22 protein-coding genes and 1 pseudogene are annotated in these 22,248 nt (G+C 72.0%); 10 read left to right on the forward strand and 13 right to left on the reverse strand.

Going from position 1 to position 22,248, the window contains the following annotated elements:
* Both Pme01_RS03760 and Pme01_RS03765 read right to left on the reverse strand, forming a co-directional pair.
* The coding region (locus Pme01_RS03760) for a serine/threonine-protein kinase (protein ID WP_203935419.1) at positions 1-1,195 on the reverse strand (1,195 nt) is incomplete at its 3' end.
* A gap of 64 nt (positions 1,196-1,259) precedes the next feature.
* Entirely contained in the window at positions 1,260-3,458 is a 2,199-nt protein-coding gene (locus Pme01_RS03765; protein ID WP_168112646.1) for a prealbumin-like fold domain-containing protein, read from the reverse strand.
* Positions 3,459-3,543: 85 nt separating this feature from the next.
* On the opposite strand from Pme01_RS03765, the gene Pme01_RS03770 reads away from it, so the two are divergent.
* From Pme01_RS03770 to Pme01_RS03780, 3 genes are all read left to right on the forward strand, one after another.
* Positions 3,544-3,753, forward strand: a complete 210-nt coding sequence (locus tag Pme01_RS03770) for an acyl-CoA carboxylase subunit epsilon (RefSeq protein WP_239088008.1) — start codon at positions 3,544-3,546, stop codon at positions 3,751-3,753.
* Positions 3,754-3,900: 147 nt separating this feature from the next.
* Entirely contained in the window at positions 3,901-5,250 is a 1,350-nt protein-coding gene (locus tag Pme01_RS03775) for a uracil-xanthine permease family protein (RefSeq protein ID WP_168112644.1), read from the forward strand.
* Positions 5,251-5,315: 65 nt separating this feature from the next.
* The gene (locus Pme01_RS03780) at positions 5,316-5,990 is read left to right on the forward strand and encodes a Maf family protein (protein WP_168112643.1); all 675 of its coding nucleotides are present in this window, start codon (positions 5,316-5,318) and stop codon (positions 5,988-5,990) included.
* 1 nt (position 5,991) lies between these two features.
* Here Pme01_RS03780 and Pme01_RS03785 read toward each other — a convergent pair whose 3' ends face one another.
* The 4 genes from Pme01_RS03785 to Pme01_RS03800 form a co-directional block, all read right to left on the reverse strand.
* Entirely contained in the window at positions 5,992-7,173 is a 1,182-nt protein-coding gene (locus Pme01_RS03785; protein ID WP_168112642.1) for an MFS transporter, read from the reverse strand.
* Between the two features lie 46 nt (positions 7,174-7,219).
* Positions 7,220-7,963 (reverse strand): ABC transporter permease, encoded by a 744-nt coding sequence (locus Pme01_RS03790; protein ID WP_168112641.1) that lies wholly within the window; start codon positions 7,961-7,963, stop codon positions 7,220-7,222.
* Position 7,964: 1 nt separating this feature from the next.
* Complete coding sequence (locus tag Pme01_RS03795; protein ID WP_168113367.1) at positions 7,965-8,918, reverse strand: ATP-binding cassette domain-containing protein; 954 nt, start codon at positions 8,916-8,918, stop codon at positions 7,965-7,967.
* Positions 8,919-9,053: 135 nt separating this feature from the next.
* Complete coding sequence (locus tag Pme01_RS03800; protein WP_239088009.1) at positions 9,054-9,692, reverse strand: PadR family transcriptional regulator; 639 nt, start codon at positions 9,690-9,692, stop codon at positions 9,054-9,056.
* A gap of 202 nt (positions 9,693-9,894) precedes the next feature.
* Between Pme01_RS03800 and Pme01_RS03805 the strand changes: the two genes are divergently transcribed.
* Positions 9,895-11,646 carry an acetyl/propionyl/methylcrotonyl-CoA carboxylase subunit alpha gene (locus Pme01_RS03805; protein ID WP_168112640.1) on the forward strand — a complete coding sequence of 584 codons (1,752 nt, stop codon included), beginning with the start codon at positions 9,895-9,897 and terminating at the stop codon, positions 11,644-11,646.
* 58 nt (positions 11,647-11,704) lie between these two features.
* Here the strand turns inward: Pme01_RS03805 and Pme01_RS03810 are convergent, their stop codons facing one another.
* Both Pme01_RS03810 and Pme01_RS03815 read right to left on the reverse strand, forming a co-directional pair.
* Positions 11,705-12,067 (reverse strand): YbjQ family protein, encoded by a 363-nt coding sequence (locus tag Pme01_RS03810; protein WP_168112639.1) that lies wholly within the window; start codon positions 12,065-12,067, stop codon positions 11,705-11,707.
* 47 nt (positions 12,068-12,114) lie between these two features.
* The gene (locus Pme01_RS03815; protein ID WP_168112638.1) at positions 12,115-12,264 is read right to left on the reverse strand and encodes a hypothetical protein; all 150 of its coding nucleotides are present in this window, start codon (positions 12,262-12,264) and stop codon (positions 12,115-12,117) included.
* Between the two features lie 85 nt (positions 12,265-12,349).
* Between Pme01_RS03815 and Pme01_RS03820 the strand changes: the two genes are divergently transcribed.
* From Pme01_RS03820 to Pme01_RS03830, 3 genes are read left to right on the forward strand one after another with little or no spacing between them, the layout of a single operon-like run.
* Positions 12,350-12,991: a pyridoxamine 5'-phosphate oxidase family protein gene (locus Pme01_RS03820; protein ID WP_168112637.1), complete on the forward strand. Its 642-nt coding sequence runs from the start codon at positions 12,350-12,352 to the stop codon at positions 12,989-12,991.
* Between the two features lie 50 nt (positions 12,992-13,041).
* Positions 13,042-13,854, forward strand: a complete 813-nt coding sequence (locus Pme01_RS03825) for an Fpg/Nei family DNA glycosylase (protein ID WP_168112636.1) — start codon at positions 13,042-13,044, stop codon at positions 13,852-13,854.
* Positions 13,851-14,363 (forward strand): 2'-5' RNA ligase family protein, encoded by a 513-nt coding sequence (locus Pme01_RS03830; RefSeq protein ID WP_168112635.1) that lies wholly within the window; start codon positions 13,851-13,853, stop codon positions 14,361-14,363. Before Pme01_RS03825 ends, Pme01_RS03830 begins: the two co-directional genes overlap by 4 nt.
* Positions 14,364-14,383: 20 nt before the next feature.
* Here Pme01_RS03830 and Pme01_RS03835 read toward each other — a convergent pair whose 3' ends face one another.
* Positions 14,384-15,787 carry an NAD(P)H-quinone dehydrogenase gene (locus Pme01_RS03835; RefSeq protein ID WP_168112634.1) on the reverse strand — a complete coding sequence of 468 codons (1,404 nt, stop codon included), beginning with the start codon at positions 15,785-15,787 and terminating at the stop codon, positions 14,384-14,386.
* Between the two features lie 109 nt (positions 15,788-15,896).
* On the opposite strand from Pme01_RS03835, the gene Pme01_RS03840 reads away from it, so the two are divergent.
* Positions 15,897-16,352 carry a gamma-glutamylcyclotransferase gene (locus Pme01_RS03840; RefSeq protein ID WP_168112633.1) on the forward strand — a complete coding sequence of 152 codons (456 nt, stop codon included), beginning with the start codon at positions 15,897-15,899 and terminating at the stop codon, positions 16,350-16,352.
* A gap of 149 nt (positions 16,353-16,501) precedes the next feature.
* Here the strand turns inward: Pme01_RS03840 and Pme01_RS03845 are convergent.
* Positions 16,502-17,221 (reverse strand): annotated as a pseudogene (locus Pme01_RS03845) (SCO6745 family protein); the annotation flags it as partial.
* Positions 17,222-17,252: 31 nt separating this feature from the next.
* Positions 17,253-18,161 carry a hypothetical protein gene (locus Pme01_RS03850; RefSeq protein WP_203935420.1) on the reverse strand — a complete coding sequence of 303 codons (909 nt, stop codon included), beginning with the start codon at positions 18,159-18,161 and terminating at the stop codon, positions 17,253-17,255.
* 18 nt (positions 18,162-18,179) lie between these two features.
* On the opposite strand from Pme01_RS03850, the gene Pme01_RS03855 reads away from it, so the two are divergent.
* On the forward strand, positions 18,180-18,755 hold the full coding sequence (locus Pme01_RS03855; RefSeq protein WP_168112632.1) for a 3'-5' exonuclease: 576 nt from the start codon (positions 18,180-18,182) through the stop codon (positions 18,753-18,755).
* Here the strand turns inward: Pme01_RS03855 and Pme01_RS03860 are convergent.
* Positions 18,745-19,392: an MBL fold metallo-hydrolase gene (locus Pme01_RS03860; RefSeq protein WP_168112631.1), complete on the reverse strand. Its 648-nt coding sequence runs from the start codon at positions 19,390-19,392 to the stop codon at positions 18,745-18,747. The genes Pme01_RS03855 and Pme01_RS03860 overlap by 11 nt on opposite strands.
* A gap of 109 nt (positions 19,393-19,501) precedes the next feature.
* On the opposite strand from Pme01_RS03860, the gene Pme01_RS03865 reads away from it, so the two are divergent.
* Positions 19,502-20,446, forward strand: coding sequence for a DUF4349 domain-containing protein (locus Pme01_RS03865; protein ID WP_168112630.1), 945 nt, complete (start codon positions 19,502-19,504; stop codon positions 20,444-20,446).
* A 52-nt stretch (positions 20,447-20,498) separates the two neighbouring features.
* Here the strand turns inward: Pme01_RS03865 and Pme01_RS03870 are convergent, their stop codons facing one another.
* Positions 20,499-21,761: an amidohydrolase gene (locus Pme01_RS03870; protein WP_168112629.1), complete on the reverse strand. Its 1,263-nt coding sequence runs from the start codon at positions 21,759-21,761 to the stop codon at positions 20,499-20,501.
* Positions 21,762-22,248: the final 487 nt, after the last annotated feature.

Here is a 22,248-nt window from a genome sequence, read left to right on the forward strand (position 1 = left end):
CGGGACGGTCGGCCGGTTCGGCGGCCGGGGCCGCCTTCGCGGGCGGGGTCGTCTTCTCGGGTGTGGCCACCTTCGCAGGCGCCGCAGCGGGCTTTGAAACGGGCACCGGAGCGGGCGCCGCAGCGGGCGGCTCCACGGGCTTTGAAACGGGCGCCGGAACGGGTGCCGACGCGGAGACCGTCGCCGGCGGAGCGGAGGGCGCCGGATCCGCCGCGGACGGCGCCGGCGCGGAGGCGGCCGGCGGCACGGGCGGCTCTGCAGCCGGCGGCACGGGCGGCTCGGCAGCCAGCGGCACGGGCGGCGACACCGGTTCGGCCTTCGGCGGGCGCGCCTGGCTCCGGCGGGGTTTGGGTACCAGCCACATCCGGGAGGCGAAACCGCCGCCGGCGGCCCGGCGCAGCAGCCGCTCGGCCTCCTCGGCGTCGATACGGCTCTCCGGATCCTTGCGCAGCAGTCCATTCAGGACAGACTTCAGCGGGCCCGCGTTACGCGCCGGCGGCGGCTCCTCCGTCACCAGCGCGGTCAGCGTCTCGATCGCTGACGACCGCTGGTAGGGCGAGCTGCCCTCGACGGCCGCGTACAGCGTCGCGCCCAGCGACCACAGGTCCGACTCCGGCCCGGTGATGCCCTGGCGGGCCCGCTCGGGCGCGATGTACGCCGGCGAGCCGAGCACCATGCCCGGTCTCGTCACCGTCGCGTCACCGGCCATGGTCGCCAACCCGAAGTCGGTCAGCACCACCCGGCCGTCGTCGGTGAGGAGCACGTTGCTGGGCTTCACGTCACGATGCAGGACGCCGGCCCGGTGGGCGGCGCGCAGCGCGCCGAGCACCTGAAGCCCGATCCGCGCGACCCGGGCGGGCGGCAGTGTGCCGTCCTCGTTGATCACCTCGTGCAGCGACCGCGACGGCACGTACTCCATCACGATCCACGGATGCATATCGGTGCGCACGACGTCGTAGACGCGGACGACGCTGGGGTGGTTGAGCCGCGCGGCCGCGCGGGCCTCGCGCAACGTACGCCGGCGCATCTCGTCGCGTTCCTGCGCGGTCAGCCCCTCCGGCGGGACGACCTCCTTGATGGCGACGTCGCGGTGCAGCACCTCGTCACGCGCGAGCCAGACCCGACCCATGCCGCCCTGACCGAGCGACCGGACAAGCCGGTACCGCTCGGCTAGTAGAGGTTGCGTGACCGACATCCCGAGGAAGATACCCGGTTTCGACCAAAGGCATGCGTCACCGTCACCGGCGCGGCTGACTGCGTCACACGGACCGGCGACGCAGAAGTACCCCGATAAGAATGATTCCACCTAATACGAAGACCCCACTACCGACCAATATGATCGGCAACAGGCCGCGAATCTCCTCCAGGTACGTGCTGCCGGCCACCACCGCCAGCGGGGCGCTGAACTCGTCGGTCACGGTGACGCCGTACTCCGGCACGTCGCGGGTCACGCCCACGGGGGACGGCAACTCCGACGGTTCGCCTCCGGAGGCCGGTTCCCGCAGGGCGGAGGCCTTCACCGTGCTGGTACGCGCGGCGCCGGTCGCGGGCTGGCTGACCACGCAGTCGGTGGGCTCCAGGAACGCGAGCGGCTCCGGCAGGTTCGCCGGCCCGTCCGCGGCCGGGTCGAGCACCACCCGCCCGCCCGATCCGTCCGCACAGGACACCTCTACGACGGCCGGCTCCTGGCGACCCGACCGCGCACCGGTCGCCCGCAGCGTCACCCGCAGGCGCGTGGTCGGCTCCGGCCGGTACGAGGCGGTGCACGTCGGCTCCGGACCGCCTGGCGTGAGCGAGACGCGCACGGTACCGTCGGCCACCGCCTCGGCGGCGGAGTCACAGCTCAGCGAGGCCAGCCGCCACGCGGTCGTGAGCGTGGACCGGGGCGGCACCGCGGTGAGCAGGTAGCCGCCGAACCCCGGATCCCGGGGTACGTCCCCGGCGGCGGCCGCCGGTACCCCGTACCCGGTGGTGTTGGCCGCCGCCCACCAGCCGCCGCCCACGCTGTCGACCGGGACCACCGCGAAGGCCGCGCCCGCGACGCCGTCGGCGGTGACGACCGCGAGTCGCAGCGCCGGCGCCTTGCGGGCCAGCCGCAACACGCACTCCAGCCCGACGCCGGCCACCAGGTCGACCTTGACGGTCATCGCATCCACGCCGACCGTGGCGCCGTTACAGAGCGCTCCCGCTACCGTCCACTGTGGCGCCTGCGCCGGCGGCGGCGTGACGGTCACGGTGTAGCGGCCGGGGGGCAGCGCGGTGAGGTCGGCGCCGCTCGCCGACACCGCCGTGCCGTCGGCGTCGGTCGTGGCCGTGAGGTTCTGCCGGGTGGACCCGCCGACGACGGCGAGCCCGAACGCGCCACCCGCTCCGGCACCGAAGAGCTTCAGGCTCAGGCCGCGCGGCAGCGCCGGTGGCTCCATCGAGTACGTGCAGAGCACGGTGTCACCGGCCGCGAGCGCCACCGACGCCGTGGCGGTGGCCGCGTCCACCGACGACCTGCTCGCCGCCGACCGTCCGTCCGATCGGCTGGCGCCGCAGGTGACCCCGGCCACCCGCCAGCCGGCCGGCACCCGGGGCGTCACCTGGTACGACGCGGGCGGCCGGGTGAACGACGCCTCGACCGGTTCGCCGGAGCCGGCCAGTGAGAACTGCCCGTCGGTGGCGTTGGTCAGCCCGGACACGAACGGCACCGGCTGGGGGTAACCGACCGGCCGGGTGGTGCGCATCCGCACCGTGACGGTGCCGCCCGCGGCGGCGCCCTTGACGTAGTACGCGTAACAGAAGACGTGCCGGACTCCGGACGGGAACGACAACCACTGGAGATTGCCGGCGGTCCGCCCGTCGACGGCGCAGCGCAGGGCGCCGAACCCGGACCCGTCGCCGACCGGCCGGTCGGGCGTGCCGCCCTGTACCCACAGTTGGCGCCGGGCCGCCAGGGCGATCTGCTCGTCACTGAGCGCGACGGTGACCCCACCGGCCAGCAAGCCGCCGGTGTCCCGGCCGGTCGGGTCCAGCCGGGGCGTCCAGTCCCTGGTCGGCGGTGTCGTGAACGGCCGCCCGGTCACCGTCGAGTACCGGCCCTTGCGCTCATGCGCCGAGCCCAGGGTGAACCGCCAGCCGGGCAGGTCGGCGCAGCCGCTGTCGATGCCGTCCTCGACGCTGGGATCGACCGGCTGACCGGCCCGGTACGGGCTGTCGCGCCCGGGCCTGCTCAGGGTCTCCCCGGCGTCGCCCCGGCTGAGCATCTCCCCCACGTCACCGCGGGCCCGGCCCACGGCCACCTCGGCGTAGGAGCCACAGGAGCGGGCCGCGAAGGTCACCTGGTACCGGGTCGCCGCCGACGACGAGTAGGGGGTCGTGTCCCCGGCGCGCGCCGGGCGCACCGGAACGGCGACCAGGGCGCCCAGCAGGCCGCCGACGACGACGGCGAGCAGCATGGGCGCCCTGCTCCGCATCAGGTTGAATGCCTCGATAAGGTCGAGTATGCGCGTCCGCGGCCCATCGGGGGCCGTGCCACGCGAACACATTTCGGGAGGTCAGGTGGCCGACGAGACGACTCCGGCGATTCGGGTGGTGCGCGGGACCCCGACGCCTGAGGAACTGGCGGCGCTGGTGGGCGTGCTGCTGCGACGCCCCGCCGCGGTACCGGAAGCACCGGCGACCCGGTCCCGGTGGCGCGCGAGCGCGCTGCCCGGCGTACCGCTGCGTTCGGGCCCCGGTGCGTGGCGCGCCTCCGGGCTGCCTGCCTGAATCTATGCAAAGTGTCACATATTGCGACCTCGCACGTCCGCGAAGCCGCAAAGAGTGACACTCTGCGCGGATCTCGGGATGGCCCTGCTGACACGCGGCCGCGAACAGCCGCTACGCTGCCGCGCAGCATAGTGCGGAGGCGGCAGGATGATCGACTTGAACTGGCGGTTGCATGGCGACGGGCGGCACATCCGCCCCGGTGAGGTGGTCGCCCCCGACGAGCGGCTGAGCTGGCCACGCACGATCGGCATCGGCGCGCAGCACGTGCTCGCCATGTTCGGCGCGACGTTCCTGGTCCCCCTGCTCACCGGCTTCCCGCCGGCGACGACGCTGTTCTTCTCCGGTATCGGGACCATCCTCTTCCTGCTGATCACCCGGAACAAGCTGCCCAGCTACCTCGGATCCAGCTTCGCGTTCATCGCACCGGTGGTCGCGGCGACGACCGCGCACGGCAAGGCGACGGCGCTCGGCGGCATCGTGGTGACCGGCCTGCTCTTCGCGGTGGTCGGCCTCATCGTGCACAAGGCCGGTACGGGCTGGATCGAGTGGCTCATGCCCCCGGTCGTCACCGGCGCGATCGTCGCGCTGATCGGGCTCAACCTGGCTCCGGTCGCCAAGTCCAACTTCGTCAAGCAGCCGGTCACCGCGCTGGTGACGCTCGTGGTGATCCTGCTGGTCACGGTCGTCTTCTCAGGGCTCCTGGGGCGGTTGTCGATCCTGGTCGGCGTGATCGCCGGGTACCTCGCCGCGGCGATCCAGGGCCAGCTCGACTTCACGGCCGTACGCAAGGCGGCCTGGGTGGGCCTGCCCGACTTCACCGCCCCGAGCTTCGACCTCGGCGTGATCGTCCTGTTCGTGCCCGTCGTCCTGGTGCTGATCGCGGAGAACGTGGGTCACGTCAAGGCGGTGGCGTCGATGACCGGGCGGCCGCTGGACCACCTGATCGGCCGCGCGTTCGTCGGTGACGGCCTCGCCACCGCGCTTGCCGGGGCCGGCGGCGGCTCGGGTACCACCACGTACGCGGAGAACATCGGCGTCATGGCGGCGACCCGGGTGTACTCCACCGCGGCGTACTGGGTGGCCGGCATGGTCGCCTTGCTGCTCGGGCTCTCCCCGAAGTTCGGGGCGCTCATCAACACGATCCCGCCCGGCGTGCTGGGCGGCGCGACGGTGGTCCTGTACGGCCTGATCGGCGTGCTCGGCGCGCGCATCTGGGTACAGGCGCGGGTCGACTTCACCAATCCGGCCAACCTGATGACGGCGGCCGTCGCGCTGATCATCGGTATCGCCGACTTCGCATGGAAGATCGGCAACCTGATGTTCAACGGCATCGCGCTCGGCTCGGTCGCCGCGGTCGTCGTCTACCACGTGATGCGCCAGATCGGCATCCGCCGCGGCACGGTGTCGCCGGTCGGCAGCCTGCCCGAGGCGACGCAGCCGGCACCGGCCGCGACCACCGGCAAGCGCGGCCCGTCCCGTCGGCGCCGTCGCCCGTAAGCCATGATCTTGGACACGTGTGCGACCCGTGGGCCCCATACGTGTCCAAGATCCAGGCGAGGAGTATGGACGACATGACCAGATTGGTACTGGCCTCGCAGAGCCCGGCCCGCCTGCAACTGCTGAAGTCGGCGGGCATCCCGGCCGAGGTCGTCGTCAGCGGCGTCGACGAGTCGGTGGTTCAGGCGGACGGGCCGGAGGCGCTCAGCGGGATACTCGCCCGACTCAAGGCGGAAGCGGTGGCGGCCCGACTCGGCCCCGAAGCGGTGGCGGCCCGGCTCGGCCCCGAAGCGGTCGCGGCCCGGCCCGACTCCGGCCCCGAGCCCGACCGGGTGCTCGTCCTCGGCTGCGACTCCGTGCTGGCCTTCGACGGTCAGATCCTCGGTAAGCCGACCGACGCCGACGACGCGGTACGCCGGTGGCGGGCCATGCGCGGCCGGTCCGGAGTGCTGCACACCGGGCACTGCCTCATCGACGCGCGGACCGGCGACAGCGCGGCCGCGGTCGCGTCGACCAAGGTCCACTTTGCCGACCTCACCGACACCGAGATCGCCGCGTACGTGGCGACCGGCGAACCCCTGCGCGTCGCGGGCGCGTTCACCATCGACGGGTTCGGCGGCGCTTTCGTCGACCGGATCGAGGGCGACCCGGGTACGGTCATCGGGCTGTCCCTGCCGCTGCTGCGCCGGATGCTGTCCGAGCTGGGGACCGAGCTGATCAGTCTGTGGCGGGCGGGCTGACTCAGTCCAGGGTCGGCGCGAGCGCGGGCTGCGCGGCCGCTACCCGGTTCCGCAGCGTCACGATGGCCAGCGCCGACATCGCCAGGAACGCCGGTACCAGCAGGAACGCCAGGTGCGGGCCGACCCGGTCGGCGACCGACCCGAGCGCGAACGGGGCCACCCCGAAGGACACCCCCACCGCGTACGAGGTGCGCGACGCCGCCAGGTCGGGCTGGCCGCCCGAGTGCTGGACCGCGAGCGCCATGCCCAGCGGGTACAGCAGCGCGATGCCCAGGCCGGTGACGACCAGCCCGGTCAGCGCCAGCCACGGAGCGGTCGCCGGCCAGAAGATCGCGAAGCCGACGGCGCTGAGCGCGAGCGCGCCGAGCATGACGGCGGCGCCGGGCAGGCGCGCCACCAGCCGGCTGCCGACGAGCCGACCCACGAACATGCCGCCGAGCAGGGTCGAGACCGCGGCCGTCGCGCCGGCCGGGCTGACGTGCGCATGGGTACGCAGGACGTCCGCCACCCAGAGGTTGAGGCAGACCTCCACCGAGCCGGTGGCGAGCAGGCTCGCCCACACCAGCCAGAACCGCCCCGGCAGCCGGCCGGTCGCCGGGGAGTCCTGGAGCTGGACCGCCGGTAGGCGTACCCGGGTCAGCAACGCGAACGCGGCGATCGCGACGACCACGGCGACCACGGCGGCGATCCCGGGCCGCCAGCCCAGGCCGGCCGCGACGCTCGAGCCGACGATGAGCGGGGCGACCACACCGATCGCGGCGGCACCGGCGTTGGCCTCGCTGATGGCGGCCGGGCCGCCCGGACCGTGATGGTCGGCGAGCGCGGCGGTGACGCCGTTGACGACCAGACCGCCGGCCGTCGACGCGAGAGCCGCCCAGGACAGGGTCGCCGGCAGGGCGTGCGACAGCAGCAGTCCGGCCGCGGAGACGCAGACACCGAGCAGGCCGCCCCAGATCACGGCGGCGCGGCCGAACCGGCGTACCAGCGGCGGTAGCAGCGCGCCACTGATCAGGCCCCCGAGCGCGAACGCGACGCCGTGCAGGCTCGCGACCGCCCTGCTGGTGTGCTGCTCGTCGCGCAGCAGCGGTACCACCGGGCTGAAGCCGTACAGAAAATAGGCCCACGCGGCCAGCTGTGCGTAGGTCAACCAGGTCAGGCGATCACGGACCAGCACACGGGGCACGACCGGAGACGCTAGCCGTCCACGGTCGTGCCCGGGTCAGCAGGGTTCAGCGCACACTGCGGGCGAACGACCGGGCCGCCCAGGCCGCGGCGGCGACCGCCAGTACGGACACGATGACGAGCGCCTTCCAGACGTTGGCGTTGCCCGGGTCGCCGGCGAACAGCGCCCGGGACGCGTTCACCGCGTACGTGAACGGGTTCCACTCCCCGACGGTCTTCAGCCAGCCGCTCAGCGGCAGCAGGATCCCGGACAGCAGCAGGATCGGCATGCTGACCGCGTTCATCAGCGGCGCCAGCGCGTCCTCGCTGCGCAACTTGAGCGCCAGCGCGTAGGACACCGCCGACAGCATCAGCGCGATCAGGGCGAGCAGCGCGAACGCGAGGAACAGATCGCCGGCACGTACCGACAGCCCGAAGGGCAGCGCCAGTACGGTCAGCAGGGCCGCCTGTACCAGCAGCGTGACCACGTCCCGCAGGGACCGGCCCAGCAGCAGCGCGAGGCGGCTGACCGGGGTCACCCGCATCCGCTCGATGACGCCCGCCCGCAGCTCGGCGATCAGGCCGAAGCCGACGAACAGCGTGCCGAACATGGCGAGCTGGACCAGCAGGCCGGGCACGAAGAACCGGTACGCGTCCTCGGCGCTCATCCGCAGCGCGCCCTTGAGCAGCGGCCCGAACAGCAGCAGGAAGTACAGCGGCTGCATCAACCCGACGATCAACCAGACCGGGTTGCGCAGCACGAGCGTCATCTGGCGGGTGAACACCATCCAGGTGTCCCGGACGAGTTTCATCTCAGGCTCCTTCGCCGCTGTCGCGCAGGGATCGGCCGGTCTTGGCCAGGAACACGTCGTCGAGGCTGGGGCGGTGCAGCTCGATCGAGCCGAGCGCCAGCCCCGCGCCGTCCAGGGAGCGCAGGATCTGCGGGATCGCGGTGGCACCGGCGTCGACGTACAGGCGCAGGCCGTTGTCGATGGTCTCCAGCCGGTTGACGTAGGACTCCCCCTGCAGCAGCGCGGCGGCCCCCGGGGTCGCCCCGTTGAGCCCGACGGTCACCACGTCCCCGGCGATCTCGCGCTTGAGCTCGGCGGACGTACCCTCGGCGACCAGCTGGCCGTGGTCCATGATCGCGATGCGGTCGCAGAGCGCGTCCGCCTCATCCAGGTAGTGCGTGGTGATGAAGACGGTCATACCCTCGTCGCGCAGCCGCCGTACCTCGTCCCACATGTGCGCGCGACTCTGCGGGTCCAGGCCGGTGGTCGGCTCGTCCAGGAAGACCACGCGCGGCTGGTGGATCACGCCGAGCGCGATGTCGACGCGGCGGCGCTGCCCCCCGGAGTAGGTCTTGCACGGCCGGTCGGCGAAGGCGTCCAGCTGGAACGCCTTGATCGCGTGCTCGGCGCGGCGCCGGGCCTCGGCCTTGTCCACCCCGTACAGGCGGGCCTGGTAGACCAGCTCCTCGCGGGCGCTCACCTCGTCCCAGGTGCAGCCGCCCTGAGCCACGTACCCGATGCGCCGACGCACCTCGCCCGGCGACCGCCGCAGGTCGGCGTCGGCGACCGTGGCCTCGCCGCCGTCCGGCTCCAGCAGCGTCGCCAGCATGCGCAGGGTCGTCGTCTTACCCGCGCCGTTAGGCCCGAGGAAACCGAAGATCTCGCCCTCCTCGACCACGAGGTCGACCCCGCGTACCGCCTCCACCGTCGTCTTGCGGCCGCGGAACGACTTCCGCAGCTCCTTTGTCTCGATGATCATTTCGGCCTCCGCCTGTCTCGTGACGGGCGCGCCGGCGGTCCCCCCGCTGCGCGACGCCGCGATGATGTCATGATGACGCCATATTGCGACGGACGGAAGCTATCGCGACATCGTTCTGCTAGTCAAGTTTGACTATTTCTCGACAGGTCCCGGGCCGAACTCATCGGCGATCGCCGCCCGCCAGCGCCGCCCGAACTCCGCCTGGTCGACCTCGCTGTCGTGCCAGCCCTCGCCGGCGGCGATCCGGTCGGCTATCCGACCGCACCAGGCGATCTCCGCCTCGGCGCGGGCGACCGTGAGCTCGGCCATCCAGGTCACGTGTGCCGGTTTGTACTTCGACCACTCCGGCTCACCGGCGAGCAGCGCCCGCATCGGCTCGATCCTCGCCTCCAGCAGGCGCACCCGGTTGCGCAGTGCCGCCACCGCTTCACGCCGGGGCAGCGCCGGCAGGTACGAGAAGGCCGCTCCGAACGGGTCGAACGGATCCTGGTACTCCCACCAGTACCGGCGCAGCAGCTCCTGGAACTCCTGGTCACCGGCCCGGGTCACCCGGTACGTGGTCCGGGCCGGTCGGCCGCCCACCTGCTCGGTGGCCACCTCGGCGAGCAGGCCTTCTTCTGCCAGTTTCCGCAGCGCGTGGTAGATCGAGCCCGGCTGGATGTTGGCCCACTGGTCCACGCCCCAGCTCATCAGCTCGCGGCGCACGTCGTAGCCGTGGACCGGCTGGAGCCACTTCACCAGACCGAGAATCATCAGTCGCGTTGTTGACACCCGACTAGCTTATAGCCAAATTTTACTAATCCGTGACGTCACGATCGTCATCAGGACGGCGACTGTCGCGAATGTCATCGCCGGAAGGTGATGTCGGCCGCATTTGGACGACCGGAAGCTTGGCTAAACTGCGCGGCATAACGGTCGGTCAGGCACGACGACGCTGCCTTCAGGCCGTCTCAGCAGCGGGAGGAGCGTCCAGGTGCGCAAGGTACTCATCGCCAACCGGGGTGAGATCGCCGTCCGGGTGATCCGGGCCTGCAAGGACGCGGGCCTGGCCAGCGTCGCCGTGTACGCCGACCCGGACCGCGACGCGCTGCACGTCCGGTTCGCCGACGAGGCGTACGCACTGGGCGGCGACAGTGCCGCCGACTCGTACCTTCGCATCGACAAGCTCCTCGACGTCGCGGCCAAGGCCGGCGCCGACGCCGTGCACCCCGGCTACGGCTTCCTGTCCGAGAACGCCGACTTCGCCCAGGCCGTCATCGACGCGGGGCTGACCTGGATCGGCCCCACCCCGCAGGCGATCCGGGACCTGGGCGACAAGGTGACCGCCCGGCACATCGCCCAGCGCGCCGGCGCGCCGCTGGTACCCGGTACGTCCGAGCCGGTCGGCGGAGCCGACGAGATCGTCGCGTTCGCGCAGGAGCACGGCCTGCCGGTGGCGATCAAGGCGGCGTTCGGTGGCGGTGGCCGGGGCCTCAAGGTGGCCCGCACGATCGAGGAGATCCCGGCCCTGTTCGAGTCCGCCACCCGCGAGGCGGTGGCGGCGTTCGGCCGCGGCGAGTGCTTCGTCGAGCGGTACCTCGACCGCCCCCGCCACGTCGAGGCGCAGGTCCTCGCCGACCAGCACGGCAACGTGATCGTGGTCGGTACCCGCGACTGCTCGCTGCAGCGCCGCCACCAGAAGCTGGTCGAGGAGGCGCCCGCGCCGTTCCTCACCGATGACCAGCGCGCCCGGATCCACTCCAGCGCCAAGGCGATCTGTCGGGAGGCCGGCTACCACGGCGCCGGGACCGTCGAATACCTCGTCGGCGTGGACGGCACGATCTCGTTCCTCGAGGTGAACACCCGGCTTCAGGTCGAGCACCCGGTCACCGAGGAGACCGCCGGCATCGACCTCGTACGCGAGCAGTTCCGCGTCGCCGACGGCGAGAAGCTCCGGTTCGACGCCGACCCGACCCCGCGCGGCCACTCCATCGAGTTCCGCATCAACGGCGAGGACCCCGGCCGCAACTTCCTGCCGGCCCCCGGCACCGTCACGGCGCTGCGCCTGCCCGAGGGGCCGGGTGTACGCGTGGACACCGGCATCGAGTCCGGCAGCGTGATCGGCGGCAACTTCGACTCGCTGCTGGCCAAGGTCATCATCAGCGGCGAGGACCGCCGGCAGGCGATCGAGCGGGCCCGCCGCGCGCTCGACGAGATGGTCGTCGACGGCATGGCCACCGCCCTGCCGTTCCACCGGGTGGTCGTGCGGGACGAGGCCTTCACCGACGAGCCGTTCCGGGTGCACACCCGCTGGATCGAGACCGAGTTCGCCAACGAGATCCCGCCGTTCTCCGGCGGCGCGGGGGCGGACACCGAGGCCGAACCCCGCGAGACCGTCGTGGTCGAGGTGGGCGGCAAGCGCCTGGAGGTCTCGCTCCCCGCCGGCTTCGGCGCGGCCGCACCCGCGGCGGCGGCCGGCCCGAAGGCGTCCCGCAAGCGCGGCTCCGGCCGCAAGCAGGCCGGCGCCCCGAGCGGGGACTCGCTGACCAGCCCGATGCAGGGCACGATCATCAAGATCGCGGTGGCCGAGGGCGACACCGTGGCCGAGGGCGACACGATCGTCGTACTCGAGGCGATGAAGATGGAGCAGCCGCTCAACGCACACAAGGCCGGTACCGTGAGCGGCCTGACCGCGGCCGTGGGTGAGGTCGTACCGGCCGGCACGGTGATCTGCGAGATCAAGTAGCTCGGTGATCGTCCCTTGATCGTCACAACGTCCCCGCCGTTGTGACGATCAAGGCGGTCTAGGCGACCTCCTCCGCCGCGGTCCTGGCCGTCTGCCGGCGCGCCTCGGCGGTGATCGGCACCGCCACCACCGCCGTCCCGTACGCGCACAGCTCGACCCAGTTACCCGTGATGTCGCGGTTGTCGAACCGCATGCCGATCACCGCGGTTGCCCCCCGGCTGTGGGCGGCGTTGATCATCTGTGAGATGGCCGACGCACGGCTCTGTACCAGCACCTGGGCCATCTGCGCGCCCTGACCGCCGTCCAGGGCGCGGAAGCCGGCCACGTAAGGGTTGCGGGTACAGGCCGTCACGCCGAGCACCTCGCCCAGTACCGCGCGGATCTCGTACCCGGGCAGACTCTCCGTCGTAACGACTAACACAAATGGAGCGTAAGCCTGATACGTCGCCCCGCACGGGTAATTCCTCGTCAGGAGCGCTCCGCGGCCGCCTCCTCGATCAGATTGATCACTCGTTCGGCCGACATCGGTCCCCGCTGGTCACCGCGTCTGGCCAGCGGTGACGAGTACACGTGCCGGTGCCCGGCCCGCCGCTCCTCCTCCCGGATGCAGGACTCCACGGCGCGCGGAATATTTCACACCGCATCGATCCTGCTCGACGGCTAGGCTCAGTGGAGAGCACAGCTCCGCACGGGGAGGACCACCATGGTGGACACGACCGAGTTCGTCGAGATCACTTCCGCGAGCGAGCTGCGGCAGCTGCTCGGTGAGCCGATGCCCCGGGCGGTCACCAAGGAGCGGGTACGGCTGCACGAACGCGACCGGGAGTGGCTGGCGGCCTCGCCGTTCTGCCTGATCGCCACGGCCGGAGCGGACGGCACCTGCGACGTCTCCCCGAAGGGCGATCCGCCCGGGTTCACGTACGTCGTCGACGACGCCACGATCGCGATCCCGGACCGTCCGGGCAACCGGCGCGCCGACGGCTTCCTCAACATCCTGAGCAACCCGCACGTCGGCCTGCTCTACCTGATCCCCGGCCGCCGCGAGACGCTGCGGATCAACGGCCGGGCGAGGCTGGTCCGCGAGGCACCGTTCTTCGACGAGATGATCGTGCAGGGCCACCGGCCCCAGCTCGCCGTCGTCGTGGAGATCGAGCAGATCTTCTTCCACTGCCAGAAGTCGTTCATGCGCTCGTCGCTGTGGAAGCCGGAGACCTGGAGCCCGGACGTGCTGCCGTCCCACGCGCAGCTCGTCAAGAGCGTGCAGAAGACCTCGGAGACGGTCGAGGAGCTGGAGCGCTACTACGGCGATCAGTACGCCGACCTCCTCTACAAGCCGGCCCTGTAGGCCGCCGCCGCGCCGGTAGGCCGCGCCGGCCCGGCGGGTACGGTCAATCGATGCCCGAGGGACACACCATCCGCCGCCTCGCCGACCGGCACCGCGAGCTGTTGGGCGGGCAGCGTGTGAGCGCGTCCAGCCCACAGGGGCGCTTCGCCGCCGGCGCCGCCCTCATCTCGGGCGAGGTGCTCGAGGAGACCGACGCGCACGGCAAGCACCTGCTGCACCGGTACGGCGACGACCTGACCCTGCATGTGCACCTCGGCCTGTACGGGAAGTTCACCGACGGGACGGGCGCGCCGCCGCCACCGGTCGGTGAGGTCCGGCTGCGGCTGGCCACCGGTGACCACTGGCTCGACCTGCGCGGCCCGGCCGCCTGCGAGGTGCTGGCGCCGCCGGAGGTCAAGGCGCTGCTCGGGCGGTTGGGCGCCGACCCGCTCCGCGACGACGCCGACCCGGACACGGCGTACGTCCGGCTCAGGCGCAGTACCAAGCCGATCGCCGCGCTCCTGCTGGACCAGTCGATCGTCGCCGGCACCGGCCTGATTTTCGTGACCGAGGCGCTCTTCCGGGCCGGCCTGCCGCCCACCATGCCCGGCCGGGCGCTCACTCCCGAGGCGTGGCGGGAGATCTGGGCCGACCTGCGGGCGTTGATGCGGGCCGCGGTGGAGGTGGGCAGAATCGACACGGTGCACGTCGCGCACACCCCGGAGGCGATGGGCCGACCACCGCGGATGGACCGTCACGGCGGCGAGGTGTACGTGTACCGCCGCACCGGCCAGCCGTGCCTGGTCTGCGAGAGCCCGGTACGGACGGCACCGCTGGCCGGACGCAACTCGTACTGGTGCCCGACCTGCCAGGTGTCGCCTTGACCGCAGCGCTGGAGCTGTACTTCGACCCGGCCACGGAGCGCCGCATCCACGTCCTCTGGAACGCCCTGGCCGCCGTCGACGTGCCGACCCTGCGCCAGATCAGCCCGCGGCACCGGCCGCACCTGTCGCTGGTCGGCGCGGAGCTGCTGGACGGGCCGACCGTGGCCAAGGCGCTCGCCGGGCTGCCCGCGGCGCCGCCGCTGACGCTGTCGTTCCAGTACACCGGGCAGTTCGTCGGCCGGGTGCTGTTCCTCGGGCCGGCGCCGAACGCCGCCCTGCTGGTCCATCAGGCCGAGGTATGGCGGCGGCTGCGCGACGAGGGGATCGAGCTGTCGGAGCTGTACGCTCCGGGCGTATGGGTGCCGCACGCCACGATGTCGATGCGGGTGCCCCGGCCGGTACTCACCGAGGCCATCCGCCGCTGCCTGGAGTTCCTGCCGATCGAGGCGACCATCTCGGCCGCGGCCGTGGTGGACCACAAGCGCGACATCCGGTTCCCGCTTCCGTGATCATGGGGAAGCAGGGGCGGCTACTCGAACTCGTGCTGCATCAGCTGGCGGGCGGCCTCGGCGACCGAGCCCGACAGCGACGGGTAGATCGTGATCGTGTGCGCCAGCTGGTCGACGGTGAGGTGGTTCTCGACGGCCATCGCGATCGGCAGGATCAGCTCGCTGGCCTTGGGCGCCACCACCACGCCGCCGACCACGAGACCGGAGGCGGGCCGGCAGAACAGCTTCACGAAGCCGTCCTCCAGGCCCATCATCTTGGCCCGGGCGTTGCCGGTCAGCGGCAGCATGACGGTACGCGCGGGCACCTTCCCGCTGTCGACGGCGGCCTGGCTGGCGCCGACCGACGCCAGCTCCGGGTCGGTGAACACGTTGGAGGCCACGATCTGAAGCTTCAGCGGCGAGACCGCCTCGCCGAGGGCGTGCCACATCGCGATCCGGCCCTGCATCGCGGCGACGCTCGCCAGTGCCAGCACCCCGGTGCAGTCACCGGCGGCGTAGATCCCGGGCACGTTCGTCCGCGAGACCCGGTCGACGGCGACGTGCCCGCCAGCGCCGATCTCCACCCCGTACTCCTCCAGGCCCAGCCCGGAGGTGTTCGGGATCGCGCCGACCGCGATCAGTACGTGGGAGCCCTCCACGGTGCGGCCGTCCTGCATCTCGACGACGACGCCGTGTGCGGTACGCCGGGCGGCGGACGCGCGGGCCTGCCCCATGATCTTCATGCCCCGGGAGCGGAACACGTTCTCGATGACCACCGCGGCGTCCGGGTCCTCGTGCGGCATCACCCGGTCCCGGCTGGACACCAGCGTGACCTCGACCCCCATCGCCAGGTAGGCGGAGGCGAACTCGGCACCGGTCACACCCGAGCCGACGACGATCAGGTGCCGGGGCAGCTCCGTCAGGTCGTACACCTGCCGCCAGTCGAGGATGCGCTCCCCGTCGGGGCGGGCGTCCGCCAGCTCGCGGGGGGTGGCGCCGGTCGCGATCAGGACCGTCGTGGCGTCGATCGGGTACTCCGGGTCCCCGTTGCCGGGCGTCACCATGACCCGGTGGGTGTGGCCGAGCGTGTCCTGGCCGAGGCGGGCGGTGCCCTGCACGAACCGTACGCCGGCCTTGGTCAACGTGGCGCAGATGTCGCTCGACTGCGCGGCGGCCAACCGCTTCACCCGCTTGTTGACCACCGACGCGTCCACGCGCACGTCGGCGAGGCTCGCGCCGTGGATGCCGAACTCCTCGGTGTCACGGTACGCGGTCACCACGTCGGAGCTTGCGATGAACGTCTTCGACGGCACGCAGTCGTGCAGGACGCACGCCCCACCCGCGCCCTCCCGCTCGACGACGGTCACCTCCGCCCCGAGCTGCGCGGCCACCAGCGCCGCCTCGTAGCCCGCGGGCCCTCCACCGATGATCACAACGCGATTCACAGGCTCAAGGGTAGCGAGACAGCGACGGAACGGGTGTCGCGCCACATATCGGATCCGACACGCTCCGCAGTATTCTCCCCGGAGGACGGCGGACGATATCGTCAGCGCCGTGCGTCATTACGCCGCGTACGGCTCAAACCTGGACCCCGCACGGATGCGGGCATACTGCCCCCGATCGCCGATGGTGGGTGTCGGCTGGATCGAGGGCTGGCGAGTCACCTTCGCCGGTGGTGACCTCCTCGGCTGGGAGGGTGCGGTCACCACGATCGTGGAGTCACCCGGCGACCGGGTCTTCGTCGCGCTCTACGACGTCCACCCCGAGGACGCCAAGCAGCTCGACGAGGTCGAGGGCGTGTCGGCCGGCACCTATCGCAAGCTCCACGTCCGGGTCGCCACCCTGGAGGGCGACGTGACCGCGTGGATCTACGTCTTCACCGGGTACGAGGGCGGCCTGCCGACGGCGTGGTACCTGAGCGAGCTGGTGAGCGCGGCGGAGCAGGCCGGCGCGCCGGCCGACTACGTCGAGCAGCTGCGGTCCCGCCCGACCCGGGACGCCAAGCCCTAGCTCGCTCCCCGGGCGGCGCCGCTGTCGGTCGAGGGCCCGGCCTTACGGAACCCCGGCCCTCGGTTGGCGGTCCAGTCGTACGCCCGGCCCGGCCTGGCCGACGCCGACGCGTTCGGCTGGCGCTCCCGGTGCTGGTCTTTCTGCAGTTCCCGGGCCGCCTCCAGCAGGTCGACGAGTTCCCGCCGCTCGTCGGGCTCCAGCGCTCGGTACGCCTGGCCGGCGATCCGGTCGGTCAGCGCCTCGGCCCAGGCGCGCCTGCGCAGCAGCGGGGCGAAGGACGGGTACGGCGGCTGCCAGCCGAACGTCGTGGCCCCGGACTCGCCGTCGGGCCCGGCCACGATCGCCTCCAGCGGGCTGAGCGCGCTCGCCCGTACGGCCTGGATGTGCGCGCCGCCGCGATGTTCGCGCAGCAGGTGCAGCAGGACCGCGGCGCGGGCACCGGGCGCGCGCTCCGGTACCGGCATCGCCCGCCACGCGGCGAACAGCGGCATCCCGGCCGCGTCGGCCTCGACCACGACCCGCTCGGCCAACTCCACCAGGCGGCTCAGCCCGTAGAACGACTCCAGCGTCTCCCTGCCCCACCGGCAGCACTCGGCGAGGTTGTGCCGGGCGATCTCGACCGGCGGCGCCACCTTGCGGGCCGCCTCCCAGCCGTCCCGTACCGCCTCGGGCGCGACGAACGCCATCGCCGCCGCGGCCGTGTCCGGACCCACGTCTCCCAGCGCTCCGGCGCGACCGGCCACATAGAACGCCCAGCCGGTCAGGCCCAACTGGCGCGCCTTGCGCATCGTCCGGGGGTCATGGCCGAAGGCGCTGCCGAGTTCGAGTACCGCACTCTTGGCGGCCGCCGCAGCCTGCTCGGGAGTCACCGGCCCATTGTGCCGGTGCGGTCGCTTTCCGTCACGCCTGCGGCTCCTCGGCTTCCAGGCGGTCCACTGTGGCACGGGCCTTCTCGACCCGGCGCCGGGCCGCGGTCACGGACCGCTCGGCCAGCACACGGGCCGCCTCCGCCTCCGCCAGTTCGGTGCGCGCGGCGAGCAGTTCCCGGTTCGCCGCGACCCGCGCCCGCCTGCGCTCGGCGGCGGCGGCCTGCTCGGCGCGGCGCTGGGCGGCAGCCTCCTCGGCCCGGCGCCGGGCGGCGGCTGCCTCCTCCGCGCGACGTTCGGCTGCCTCCTCCGCGCGACGTTCGGCCGCTTTCCGCTCGGCCCGGCGTTCGGCCACGGCGGCCCCCTCGGCCCGGCTCTCCACGGCGTTGGCCACACCGGCCTCGTCGGGCTCCCCCTCCCCGGCCGCCCCGCCGCCCTGGACCAGGCGGAGCCGGGGGCGGGGGGTCTCGCCGAACCCGGCGTACGTCACCGTCCTGGTGAGCCGACCGGCGCGTACCAGGTCCGCCACCGCCGGGTCGGCCAGCGCGGCACCGAAGGTGGCCTCGATCTCGGCGGCCGGCAGGTTGTCGCGGCGATGGTCGCGCCGGGCGAGCTTGATCACCTCCCGGGTGAGCCCGGCGAGCACGGCCCGGCGCTGTACCGACAGCTCGCGCAGGTCGTCGCCGCGCAGTTCGCGCTGGGCCGCACGCAGCGCCTCGCCCAGCTCGAGCAGCTCCTCCACCAAGTCGGGGCGCTCCCGTACGAGCAGGTTGACCGCCCAGCCCCCGACCGTCGGCCGGCGCAGCTTGCCGATCTCAGCGGCCAACCGGCGGTCGCCGGCCCGCCTGGCCCGCTTCGCCGCCTCGTCGCGCGCGGCCACGAACTCGTCCGGCGGCAGCGCGTACAGATCGGCCGCGACGGCGGCGAGCGGATCGGCATCCACCCACCTATCTTGGCTGTGATGCACGCCGACATCTACTTCTCCGTCGACATCGAGGCCGACGGCCCGATCCCGGGTCCGTACTCGATGAGCAGCATCGGGGTCGCCGTGGCCGGGCGGTTCCGCCGGACCTTCGAGGCGTTCGACCCGGGCGAGCGCACGTTCTACCGGGAGCTGCGGCCGATCAGCGACGACTTCGTACCCGAGTCCGCGGCCGTCTCCGGGCTCGACCGCGACCGGCTGCGCCGGGAAGGCACGGATCCCGCCAGCGCGATGACCGAGCTGACCACCTGGATCCGGGACAACGCGGTCGACGGCCGGCCCGTCATGGTCGGCTACCCGGCGGGCTACGACTGGATGTTCCTGTACTGGTACCTGATCCGCTTCACCGGCGAGAGCGTGTTCAGCCACGGCCGCTGCCTCGACATCAAGACCCTCTACGCGACCAAGGCGAAGGTACCGGTCAGCTCGGTGTCCAAGGGGACGATGCCCCGGGAGCTGAGGTCGGCGCACCGCCACACCCATCACGCCCTGGACGACGCCATCGAGCAGGCGGAACTGTTCGCCAACCTGATGCGTTGGGAGCCTAGAGGCTGATCCGCTGGCCGGGCTCCAGCCGCGCGTACTCGGTCTTCGACAGGTTCTTCATGTTCTGCGTCGTGATCATGTGGCCGACGTCGTTGAGGATCCCGTCGTGCATGGCGTACGCGCGCCGCGGCGCCACCTGGCGGACGAACTCGACCGCCTCGGAGAGCTTCATCCACGGCCCTGCCACCGGCACGAACAGCGTGTCGACCCGCGCGTCGGTCGGTACGTCGAACGAGTCCCCCGGGTGGTAGAAGCCGCCGTCGCCGCCCGGCTCCTCGACGAAGAATCCCACGTTGGCGACCTGCGGCAGGTCCGGATGGATGATCGCGTGCAGCCCGCCGTACGCGCGGAGCCGCAGCCCCGCGGCGCTGAACTCGTCCCCTGGGACCACCGGGTTGACCACCCCCGACAGGGCGGCGAGCTTCGGCATGACGTCCGGGTGCGTGAACACCTCGATGCTCGGCCGCTTGCCGAGCGCGTCGGCGAGCGCGTCGGTGTCGAGGTGGTCGAAGTGCTCGTGAGTGATGAGGACCGCGTCGGCGCCGTCGAGCGCCTCCCGCTCGGAGAGGGTTCCCGGATCGATCACGAGGACGGCCCCGTCGTGCTCCAGCCGTACGCACGAGTGAGAGAACTTGGTCAATTGCATCGTGACCTCCTCGCATCGAAACCGATACCTGCCGGGCGGAACCGCTGCGACGGCCGGGCACGTCCGACGGACGGCTTCACCGTTTGATGACCCTACCCGGGGAGGACATATGTCAGTCATACGTTCGTCGAGGTGGTTGGCGGTCGCGACGCTGGTCAGCGTGTCGATCGTCGCCGTCGCCGCCGGCTGTGCGTCGAACGGGTCGACGAACGCCAGCAGCTCGGGCGCCGGCGCGCAACGACAGGCCGGGACGCAGGCCAAGGACGCCGCCGGGGTCGCGCCGGTAGCGCCGGCCCAGGGCGGTAACGCCGCGAAGCCCGGGGCCGGCGCCCCGGCGCAGCTCGCGGTCGACTCCCGTGCGCTGATCTTCACCGGTACCGTCACGATCCAGGTCACCGACGTCGGGCGGGCGGCCTCGGACGTGAGCGGACTCGCCACCGCGGCCGGCGGCTTCGTCGGCGGTGACGAGCGCACCAGCGACAAGGATCGCGCCCAGGCACGGCTGACCCTCCGCGTACCGTCGGCGCGCTTCACCAGCGTCGTGGAAGGCGTCAGCAAGCTCGGCAAGGACGGCCGTGACGAGAGCCGACAACTGTCCACCCAGGACGTGACCGATCAGGTGACCGACGTGGACGCCCGGATCGCGACCGGGCAGGCGAGCGTCGACCGGGTACGCGACCTGCTGTCCAGGGCGCAGACCATCGGCGAGATCGTGTCCCTGGAGTCCGAGCTGTCCCGCCGCGAGGCCGACCTGGAGTCGTTGAAGTCCCGCAAGCGCACGCTCGACGACCAGACGACGCTGTCCACGATCACGGCGGTACTGCTGGGGCCGCCGACCGGCAAGGCCGCGCCGGACCAGTCCGACACCGGGTTCCTCGCGGGCCTCGCCGCCGGCTGGCGCTCGTTCACCGCCTCGGTACGGGTACTGCTGACCGTGCTGGGTGCGCTGCTGCCCTGGCTGATCGCGCTGGGAGTGCCGGCGCTGGCCGTACTGTGGTGGCTGCGCCGGGCCCGCCGGTCACGGGCCGAGCCGGCGAGCGCTCCGGCCGAGTGAACGTTCGGGGGTCATGCGCTCTTTCGCGCATGACCCCCGCTTGACGACCAGGTCAGAACGCGCCGGCGGACAGGGCCGCGAGGGCGGTGTGCACCATGACGCGTACGCCGTAGCCGATGGACCGCTCGTCGACGTCGAACGCCGACTGGTGGATGTCGAACTTGACGTCCGAGCCGGGAATGCCGCAGCCCAGCCGGATCATCGCGCCGGGCACCTGCTCGAGGTAGAACGCGAAGTCCTCGCCGCCCATGCTGATCTCGGCCTCGACCACCCGCTCCGGGCCGAGCGCGGCGCCGGCCGCACCGGCGATGACGGCGGTGGCGAGCCGGTCGTTGACCACCGGCGGCACGCCCCGGGTGTACTTGACGTGGGCCTCGGCGCCCGTGCCGGCGACCACGTCGTGGATCAGCTGCGTGATCAGCTCGGGCACCTCGCGCCAGGCGTCACGGTTGAGCACCCGGACGGTCGCCCGCGCGTACCCCTCGATCGGGATCGCGTTGGCGGCCTCGCCGGCGCGGACCGCGCCGAAGACCATGGAGACGCCGGCGCGGGGGTCCACCCGGCGATCCAGCAGCGACGGTACGTCCACCACGACCCGGCCCAGCGCGTGTACGAGGTCGGCGGTCAGGTGGGGTCGGGCGGTGTGACCGCCCCGGCCGGTGAGCGTCACCTCGACCTTGTCGGCCGCCGCGGTGAACGGTCCGGACCGCACGCCGACCAGGCCCACCGGCAGCTGCGGGTAGCAGTGCAGCGCGAAGATGCCGGAGACGTCCTTGAGCCCGCCTGCCGCGATCACCTCCGGCGCGCCCGACGGCATGTGCTCCTCCGCCGGCTGGAACAGCAGCCGCACCCGGCCGGGCAGTTCGTCGCGCTCCGCCAGTTGCGCCAGGGCGAGCCCCGCCCCGAGCAGCACGGTCGTGTGCACGTCGTGGCCGCAGGCGTGGGTGACGTTCTCCACCGTCGAGCGGTACGGCACGTCCTTGGTGTCGGGCAGCGGCAGCGCGTCGAGGTCGGCCCGCAGCGCGATCACCCGGTCGCCGTGCCCGATGTCGCAGATGACCCCGTTGCCCTTCGGCAGCATGCGCGGCTCGAGGCCGGCGGCTTTCAGCTCGCGCGCAACCAGAGCGGCGGTCTCGAATTCCTGGCCCGAAAGCTCTGGGTGTGCGTGGATGTGACGTCGTACGGCTACCAACTCCGCGCCCCGAGCGGCGAGCCAACGGTCGAGCTGACCGGGCAGCGGATCAGCCCCGGGCGGTGTCCCGGGCCAGGACGACGTCAGCGGGCTACTCGGTGGTAGCGACAACGCACTCGTCACGGTGAGTTCTCGATCTCGTTCTAAAGGATCAGCGCGCCCCGTGCGCGCCCCGGACAGCCTAGCCCCGTTGTGGTGACGGAGCGCAACATCATTCTCGTAGCGGCCACGTAGCGCTACGTCACGAAATCCCTGGTAGGGGCAATTCGAGGACGCCGGACCCGCCGCGAATGCGCTATTGGTCGCTGTCACGTGCCCCACCCCTCCTACAACGTGTGACGACCATGGCGGTCACGGACGGATTCACAATTGACACGCGACACTGATGACTGCCAATGCGTCTGCGCAGCTAGAACCGCGGCACAGTAACAGACAGTGACGACGATGGACGCGGACCAGGCGCGACTTCCGAGAGTCCGGCCACACACGGGTCCCCCACCGCCCTTCACCCATACGCCCACATCGGCAAGATCGCGAGGGTCTGGAGCAAAGCGTCGCTCTCCTTGCCGGGATGGACAGGGGACAAACATGGGGCGTTGGCCCCAATTCC

The sequence above is a fragment of the Planosporangium mesophilum genome, assembly GCF_016863255.1.
In the GTDB taxonomy this organism is placed as follows: Bacteria; Actinomycetota; Actinomycetes; order Mycobacteriales; family Micromonosporaceae; genus Planosporangium; species Planosporangium mesophilum.